The 7,531-nt window shown below is 64.2% G+C and carries 7 protein-coding genes; 4 read left to right on the top strand and 3 right to left on the bottom strand.

What is annotated here, in order from left to right; translation table 11 throughout:
* Positions 1-669, top strand: a 669-nt coding sequence (locus tag V7E26_RS28105) for a S1 RNA-binding domain-containing protein (RefSeq protein WP_324422646.1), incomplete at its 5' end; no start/stop codon positions are given.
* Positions 670-896: 227 nt separating this feature from the next.
* Positions 897-1,649, top strand: a complete 753-nt coding sequence (locus V7E26_RS28100; protein ID WP_324422644.1) for a superoxide dismutase — start codon at positions 897-899, stop codon at positions 1,647-1,649.
* Positions 1,650-1,714: 65 nt separating this feature from the next.
* Here V7E26_RS28100 and katG read toward each other — a convergent pair whose 3' ends face one another.
* The gene (gene katG / locus V7E26_RS28095; protein WP_324422642.1) at positions 1,715-3,865 is read right to left on the bottom strand and encodes a catalase/peroxidase HPI; all 2,151 of its coding nucleotides are present in this window, start codon (positions 3,863-3,865) and stop codon (positions 1,715-1,717) included.
* Positions 3,866-3,968: 103 nt separating this feature from the next.
* On the opposite strand from katG, the gene V7E26_RS28090 reads away from it, so the two are divergent.
* On the top strand, positions 3,969-4,907 hold the full coding sequence (locus V7E26_RS28090) for a LysR substrate-binding domain-containing protein (RefSeq protein WP_324422640.1): 939 nt from the start codon (positions 3,969-3,971) through the stop codon (positions 4,905-4,907).
* A 57-nt stretch (positions 4,908-4,964) separates the two neighbouring features.
* Entirely contained in the window at positions 4,965-5,561 is a 597-nt protein-coding gene (locus V7E26_RS28085; RefSeq protein WP_324422638.1) for a glutathione S-transferase family protein, read from the top strand.
* 3 nt (positions 5,562-5,564) lie between these two features.
* Here the strand turns inward: V7E26_RS28085 and fabV are convergent, their stop codons facing one another.
* Together fabV and V7E26_RS28075 are read right to left on the bottom strand one after the other, a co-directional pair.
* Positions 5,565-6,737, bottom strand: coding sequence for an enoyl-ACP reductase FabV (fabV, locus tag V7E26_RS28080; protein WP_324422636.1), 1,173 nt, complete (start codon positions 6,735-6,737; stop codon positions 5,565-5,567).
* 84 nt (positions 6,738-6,821) lie between these two features.
* A partial coding sequence (locus V7E26_RS28075) for a beta-ketoacyl synthase N-terminal-like domain-containing protein (RefSeq protein ID WP_324422634.1) occupies positions 6,822-7,531 on the bottom strand: 710 nt, incomplete at its 5' end.

Raw genomic sequence — 7,531 nt, 5'->3', positions numbered from 1 at the left:
GCCGGCACCGACCAGGGCATCACCTCGCTGCAGATGGACATCAAGATCGAGGGCATCACCGAGGAGATCATGAAGGTCGCCCTCGGCCAGGCCAAGGACGGTCGGATCCACATCCTCGGCGAAATGGCCAAGGCGCTGACCAACGCCCGCGCCGAGCTCGGCGAATACGCGCCGCGCATCGAGACCTTCAAGATCGCCACCGACAAGATCCGCGAAGTGATCGGCACCGGCGGCAAGGTGATCCGCGAGATCGTCGAGAAGACCGGCGCCAAGGTCAACATCGAGGACGACGGCACGGTCAAGGTCGCCTCCAACGACGGCGAGGCGATGAAGGCCGCGATCAAGTGGATCAAGTCGATCGCCTCCGATCCGGAGATCGGCCAGATCTACGAAGGCACCGTGGTCAAGGTGATGGAGTTCGGCGCCTTCGTGAACTTCTTCGGCGCCAAGGACGGCCTCGTCCATATCAGCCAGCTCGCGGCCAACCGCGTGCAGAAGACCTCCGACGTCGTCAAGGAAGGCGACAAGGTCAAGGTCAAGCTGCTCGGCTTCGACGACCGCGGCAAGACCCGGCTGTCGATGAAGGTGGTCGACCAGGCCACCGGCGAGGACCTCGAGGCCAAGCAGAAGGCGGAAGGTCAGCCTCCGCGCGAAGCGGCCGGCGAGTAAGGCATCGCTAAATCGTGAACAAGGGGGCGGCCGGCCGGCCGCCCTTTTTTATTGCCCGCCGGGGTTACATTCATGAGGTGGGAAGGCCTGTGCGATTACGTCGCAGGTTCGTGATTATCTGGAAACGAAACCGGCTTGCACCCACTTCCGTAACTGATGGCGCAGCGGCCACGGCGTTCAGTTCAACGCGTACGAACCCCAGTTCATCTACAGGTAAGGAGAAATAGATGTCATCCATGTCCCGGCGCCATCTGATGTTTGCCGCAACCGGCCTCGCGGCCGCCGCGGCGACGACCCCGCGTCTTGTCTTCGCGCAAGCCGCCCCTCCTGCCCCGGCAGCCGCGGCCCCGACCGGGCCGTTCACGCTGCCCGCGCTCACCTATCCGACCAATGCGTTCGAGCCTCACATCGACGCCAAGACGATGGAAATCCATCATGACCGCCACCACGCGGCCTATGTCACCAACCTCAACAACGTCGCCAAGACCAACACGCAACTGGGCACGGCCAGGATCGAGGACGTGCTCGGCAATCTGAACGCGCTCGACGACAGCATCAAGTTCACCGTCCGCAACAATCTCGGCGGTCACGCCAACCACACCATGTTCTGGGAAATCATGGGCCCGAACGGCGGCAAGCCGGAGGGCGAGCTGCTCGCGGCGATCGACCGCGATCTCGGCGGCCTGGAAAAACTCCAGAACGAGTTCAACGCCGCCGGCGGCCGCCAGTTCGGCTCCGGCTGGGTGTTCGTCACCGTCAGCAAGGACGGCAAGCTCGCGATCGAGACCCGCCCGAACCAGGACAATCCGATGATGGACGGCAAGCGCGCGCTGATGGGCAACGACGTCTGGGAGCATGCCTATTACCTCAACTACCAGAACCGCCGTGCCGATTATCTCAAGGCGTGGTGGAATACGGTGAACTGGGCCAAGGTCGGCGAGCGCTTCGCGTCGGCGAAGGCCGGAACGCTCGGCGTGTAAATCGCGGCTCAATAAGAAAGGGCGGCCTTTCGGCCGCCCTTTCTATTTTTCGCTATCGGCAGATCTCAAGCGAGGTCGAAGCGATCGTGGTTCATCACCTTGGTCCACGCCGCCACGAAATCCCCGGCGAACTTCTCCTTCGAGTCCGTGCACGCATAGACTTCCGCGAACGCGCGGAGCTGCGCGTGCGAACCGAAGATCAGGTCGACACCGGTGCCGGTCCACTTCGCCGCATTGGTCTTGCGGTCGCGGCCTTCATAGGTGCCATCGGCTGCCGGCTGCCAGACGGTGCCCATGTCGAGCAGGTTGACGAAGAAATCATTCGTCAGCGTGCCCGGCTTCTTGGTGAACACGCCGTGCTTTGATCCGCTGACGTTCGCACCGAGAACGCGCAGGCCGCCGATGAGAGCCGTCATCTCAGGGCCCGTCAGTCGCAGCAATTGCGCGCGGTCCACCAGCGCCTCCACCGGCGCCATGAACTGATGCTTCTTGCCGTTGATGTAGTTGCGGAAGCCGTCGGCGCGCGGCTCGAGCGGGGCAAAGGACTCGACGTCGGTCTGGTCCTGTGACGCATCCGCGCGGCCCGGCGTGAACGGCACCTTGACGTTGACGCCGGCATCCTTGGCAGCCTTTTCGACCGCCGCAGAGCCGCCGAGAACGATCAGGTCGGCAAGAGAAACCTTCTTGCCGAACTCCTTCTGGATCGCTTCCAGCTTCTGCAGGACCGTCTTCAACTCGGCCGGCTGGTTGACCTCCCAGTCCTTCTGCGGGCTGAGACGAATGCGCGCGCCGTTGGCGCCGCCGCGCTTGTCCGAGCCGCGGAACGTCGACGCCGACGCCCACGCGGTCGAGACGAGCTGCGACACCGTGAGACCGGAGCCAAGAATCTTCTCCTTCAGCGCGGCAATGTCCTGCTCGCCGATCACGGGGTGATCCACGGCCGGGATCGGATCCTGCCAGATCAGCGTTTCCTTCGGCACCAGCGGGCCGAGATAGCGCGCGACCGGACCCATATCGCGGTGCGTGAGCTTGAACCAGGCACGAGCAAACGCGTCGGCGAATTGATCCGGGTTTTCCAGGAAGCGCCGCGAGATCTTCTCGTAGGCCGGGTCGAAGCGCAGCGAGAGATCCGTGGTCAGCATTTTCGGCACATGCTTCTTCGACGGATCGAAGGCATCCGGGATGGTGGCTCCGGCAGCCTTGGCCCGCCACTGCTTCGCGCCCGCCGGGCTCTTTTCCAGTTCCCATTCGTAGCCGAACAGATTCCAGAAAAAGTTGTTGCTCCATTTGGTTGGCGTCGTGGTCCAGATCACTTCAGGACCGCCGGTGATGGCGTCGGCGCCAACGCCGGTGCCGTGCTTGCTCTTCCAGCCGAGGCCCTGATCTTCGAGCGCGCCGCTTTCCGGGTCCGCTCCCACCAGCGACGGATCGCCGGCACCGTGGGTCTTGCCGAAGGAGTGGCCGCCGGCAATCAGGGCGACGGTTTCTTCGTCGTTCATCGCCATGCGGAAGAAGGTCTCGCGGATGTCCTTGGCGGCGGCGAGCGGGTCCGGATTGCCGTTCGGGCCTTCCGGATTGACGTAGATCAGGCCCATCTGCACGGCGCCGAGCGGTTCGGCGAGCTGGCGCTCGCCGCTATAGCGTTCGTCGCCCAGCCAGGTGCCTTCAGGCCCCCAGAACAGCTCTTCCGGCTCCCAGACGTCGGCGCGGCCGCCTGCAAAACCAAAGGTCTTGAAGCCCATCGATTCCAGCGCGACGTTGCCGGCGAGAATTATCAGATCGGCCCAGGAAATCTTGCGGCCGTACTTCTGCTTGACCGGCCACAGCAGCCGGCGCGCCTTGTCGAGGTTGGCGTTGTCGGGCCAGCTGTTGAGCGGCGCAAAGCGCTGCTGACCGGCCCCGGCGCCGCCGCGGCCGTCGGTGATGCGATAGGTGCCCGCGCTGTGCCAGGCCATGCGGATCATCAGGCCGCCATAGTGACCGAAGTCGGCCGGCCACCATTCCTGTGAGTCCGTCATCAAGGCCGTCAGGTCCTTGATCACGGCGTTGAGGTCGAGGCTCTTGAACTCCTTGGCGTAGTCGAACGCCTCGCCCATCGGATCGGAGAGGTCGGAATTGCGGTGGAGGATCGAAACGTCGAGCGCATCGGGCCACCAGTCACGGTTCGAGCGCGCGCGATTGCCGCCCGAGAACGGGCATTTGGTCTGGTCGTCCATGGTTATCTCCTGGGGTCGCGTCTTGTTTGGATTGGAAGCAATCTAAGCACGCACATCCATCAGGTGAAGTTGATTTTAATGATCGAACCGATAAGATTATCTGATGTTCCAGATCACCCTTCGACAACTCCGCTATTTCGATGCGCTGGCCCGGCACGGCCATTTCGGTCGCGCCGCCGAGGCTTGTTCCATCTCGCAACCCGCGCTCTCGATGCAGATCAAGGAAATGGAAGAGGCGCTTGGCGGCGTGCTGCTGGAACGCAGCGCGCGGCAGGTTTCGCTGACGAAATTCGGCGAGGAAATCCTCCAGCGGGTGCGCGAAATCCTGCGTTCGGTGGACGAACTCGGCGACTTTGCACGCGCCTCGCGCGACCGGCTTGCCGGGCGGCTGCGCATCGGCGTGATCCCGACGATCGCGCCTTATCTACTGCCCAAGGTGATCGAGAATCTCGCACGCATGCATCCGGAACTCGACATTCACGTTCGCGAGACCCAGACGCCGCGGCTGATCAAGGAGGTGACTGAGGGCCGGCTTGATACAGCGATCGTCGCGCTGCCGGTTTCGCAACCGTCGCTGGCCGAGGTCGCCTGTTTTTCGGAGACGTTCCTGCTGGTGCGGCCGGGCCGGGATGAAGGCACGCCGGTGCCGAGCCATGAGACGCTGCGCGAGATGCGGCTGCTGCTGCTCGAGGAGGGACATTGTTTCCGCGACCAGGCGCTGTCGTTCTGCAACATGCAATCCTCGCCGCCGCGCGAAGTGCTGGATGCAAGCTCGCTGTCGACGCTGGTCCAGATGGTGGGAGCCGGCATCGGCGTCACCCTGATCCCGGAAATGGCCGTGGGCGTAGAGACGCGCTCGGCGTCGGTCTCCGTCGCGCATTTCAAGAACCCGCAGCCGTCGCGCACCATCGGCATGGTCTGGCGCAAGACGAGCCCGCTGGCCGGACAGCTTCTGCAGATCTCGGAAGTCGTGTGCCTCGCCGCCGAAGCCTTGCGCGAGCAGCGCGAGGCGAAATCATCGCGTCGGAAAGCGCGCGCCTGAAACTTCATGACCTGTCGCGAGTAAGTACTATCGCTGGAAGAAAAAGGGAATCGCCAGATGATCAAGCTCTATTGGTCGCCGCGTTCGCGCTCGTTCTCCGCGATCTGGCTGCTCGAGGAATCCGGGCTGCCTTATGAACGCGTGCTGACCGACATTTCGACCGGCGCGCAGAAGACGCCGGAGTATCTCGCCATCAATCCGATGGGCAAGGTGCCGGCGTTGACGGATGGCGAGGCCGCGCTCGGCGAGGCCGCGGCGATCTGCGCCTATGTCGCCGACCGCTATCCCGAAACCGGCCTCGCGCCTGCTGTCACCGACCCGCTGCGGGCGCGCTATCTGCAGTGGCTGTTCTTCTCGCCAAGCTGCATCGAGCCGGCGCTGATCCAGATCTTTACCAAGCTGGAGGTGCCGCCGAGCACGGCGGCATGGGGCAGCGCGGCCCAGACCTTCGACGTGCTCGATGCCGCCCTGCAGAAGGGCCCGTGGATTCTCGGCGAAAAATTCTCCGCCGCCGACATCACGATCGGCGCCGGGCTGAATTTTGCGGTGCGGATATTCAAGATGCTGCCGTCGCGGCCCTCGTTCGACGCGTATATCGAACGCTGCGTGTCGCGCCCGGCGTTCCAGCGCGCCGAGAAGATCGCGGCGGGCTGAACGTCAAGCCGGAACGACGCGCGGGTCGACGTCCTGCGCATAGTCGACGCCGTCGATGCCGAACCCGAACAGCCGCAGGAACTGGCTCCTGTACTCCGGAAGGTCTGCCAATTCGCCGAGCGTTTCCGTCGTGAGAAGCGGCCACCGTCGCGAAACTTCCTTCTGCACTTCAGGCGACAGCTCCCAGTCGTCGACGCGAAGGCGCTTGTCCTCGTCAACCTGGGCATCCCGGCCAAGGCGCGTCCGGAACAGGCGATCGATCTGCTCGATGCATCCTTCGTGCAGGCCGAGCTGCTTCATCACCTTGAACAGCACCGTGCCGTAGAGCGGCACCACCGGAATGGCCGAGCTCGCCTGGGTGACAACGGCCTTCAGCGCCACCACGCGAGCCGCGTCCTCGCCGAGCCGGCTGCGAATCTCTTCCGCCTTGCGGTCGAGATCGGCCTTGGCGCGACCCAGCGTGCCCTTCCAGTAGATCGGCCAGGTCAGCTCGCTGCCGATATAGGTGTAGTTGAGCGTCCGGAAGCCGGGCGCCAGCACGCCGGCGTCGGCAAGCTGGTCGATCCAGCGCTTCCAGTCCTCGCCCCCCATCACCGCGACGGTAGCGGTGGCCTCATCCTCACTCGCCGGCGATATCGTCGTCTGATAGACCTCGCCGGTTTCGGTGTTGAGGGTCTTGATCGCGACGGGCGCTCCGAGCGGCTTGATCGCCGAGCGCCAGGTCTTGCCCGTGACCGGATCGGTGCGAACCGGAGCGGCCATGCTGTAGACCAGCATGTCGAGCTGTCCGAACTTTTCGCGGACCCGATCGATGAAGGTCTTCTTCAGCTCGTCGGAGAAGGCGTCGCCCTCGAGCGTGAGGGGTGATCGTCCGATCCTCTCGGCCTCGATCTCGAAGGCCCGATTGTTGTACCAGCCGGCGCTGCCGCTTTTCGTTGCCGACGGCTCGCGCTCCAGCGACACGCCGATGGTATCGGCGCCGCCGGCGAAGGTCGCGACGATGCGGCTCGCCAGACCATAACCCGTCGAACAGCCCAGCACGGCGACGCGCTTGGGGAAATCAGCAACAGGCCCGTGGCTGCGAACGTAAGCGATCTGCTCGCGGACGTTGGTGGCGCAGCCGACCGGATGTGCCGTCGTGCAGATGAAGCCTCGCACGCGCGGTTCGATAATCATGCCCACCCCGTTTCGGATTGTTGCAAAGTCACCACCGGCGGCCTGCCGGCCTCTTGCCGCCAACGAGGGACGGCAACAACGAAATCAGGCATCCATCCGCTTGAACACCAGCGTGGCGTTGGTGCCGCCGAAGCCGAACGAGTTCGACAGCACGGTGCCGAGCCTGGCATTGTCGATGCGCTTGCGCACGATCGGCATGTCGGCGAACACAGGATCGAGCTCGGTGATATGGGCGCTCTCGCAGACGAAGCCGTTGTTCATCATCAGCAGCGAGTAGATCGCCTCCTGCACACCGGTGGCGCCGAGCGAGTGGCCGGTCAGCGCCTTGGTCGCCGAAATCGGCGGGCACTTCTCGCCGGTGCCGAACACCTTTCGGATCGCCTCGATTTCCGGGGGATCGCCGGCCGGTGTCGAGGTCGCGTGCGGATTGATGTAATCGACCGGCGTCTTCACGGTCGACATCGCCATCCGCATGCAGCGCTCGGCGCCTTCGCCCGACGGTGCCACCATGTCGTAACCATCAGACGTCGCGCCATAGCCGACCACCTCGGCGTAGATTTTCGCGCCGCGCGCCTGGGCGTGCTCGAGTTCCTCCAGCACCACCACGCCGGCGCCGCCGGCAATGACGAAGCCGTCGCGGCTGATGTCGTAGGGGCGCGAGGCGGTAGCGGGCGTATCATTGTACTTCGAGGACATCGCGCCCATGGCGTCGAACAGCACCGATAGCGACCAGTCGAGTTCCTCGCAGCCGCCGGCGAAGATCACGTCCTGCTTGCCGATCTGGATCGTCTCAT

This window comes from Bradyrhizobium sp. (genome assembly GCF_036735945.1).
In the GTDB taxonomy this organism is placed as follows: Bacteria; Pseudomonadota; Alphaproteobacteria; order Rhizobiales; family Xanthobacteraceae; genus Bradyrhizobium.
Note: the sequence above shows the minus strand (reverse complement) of the source record. Positions and strands in the feature narration are given on the sequence as shown.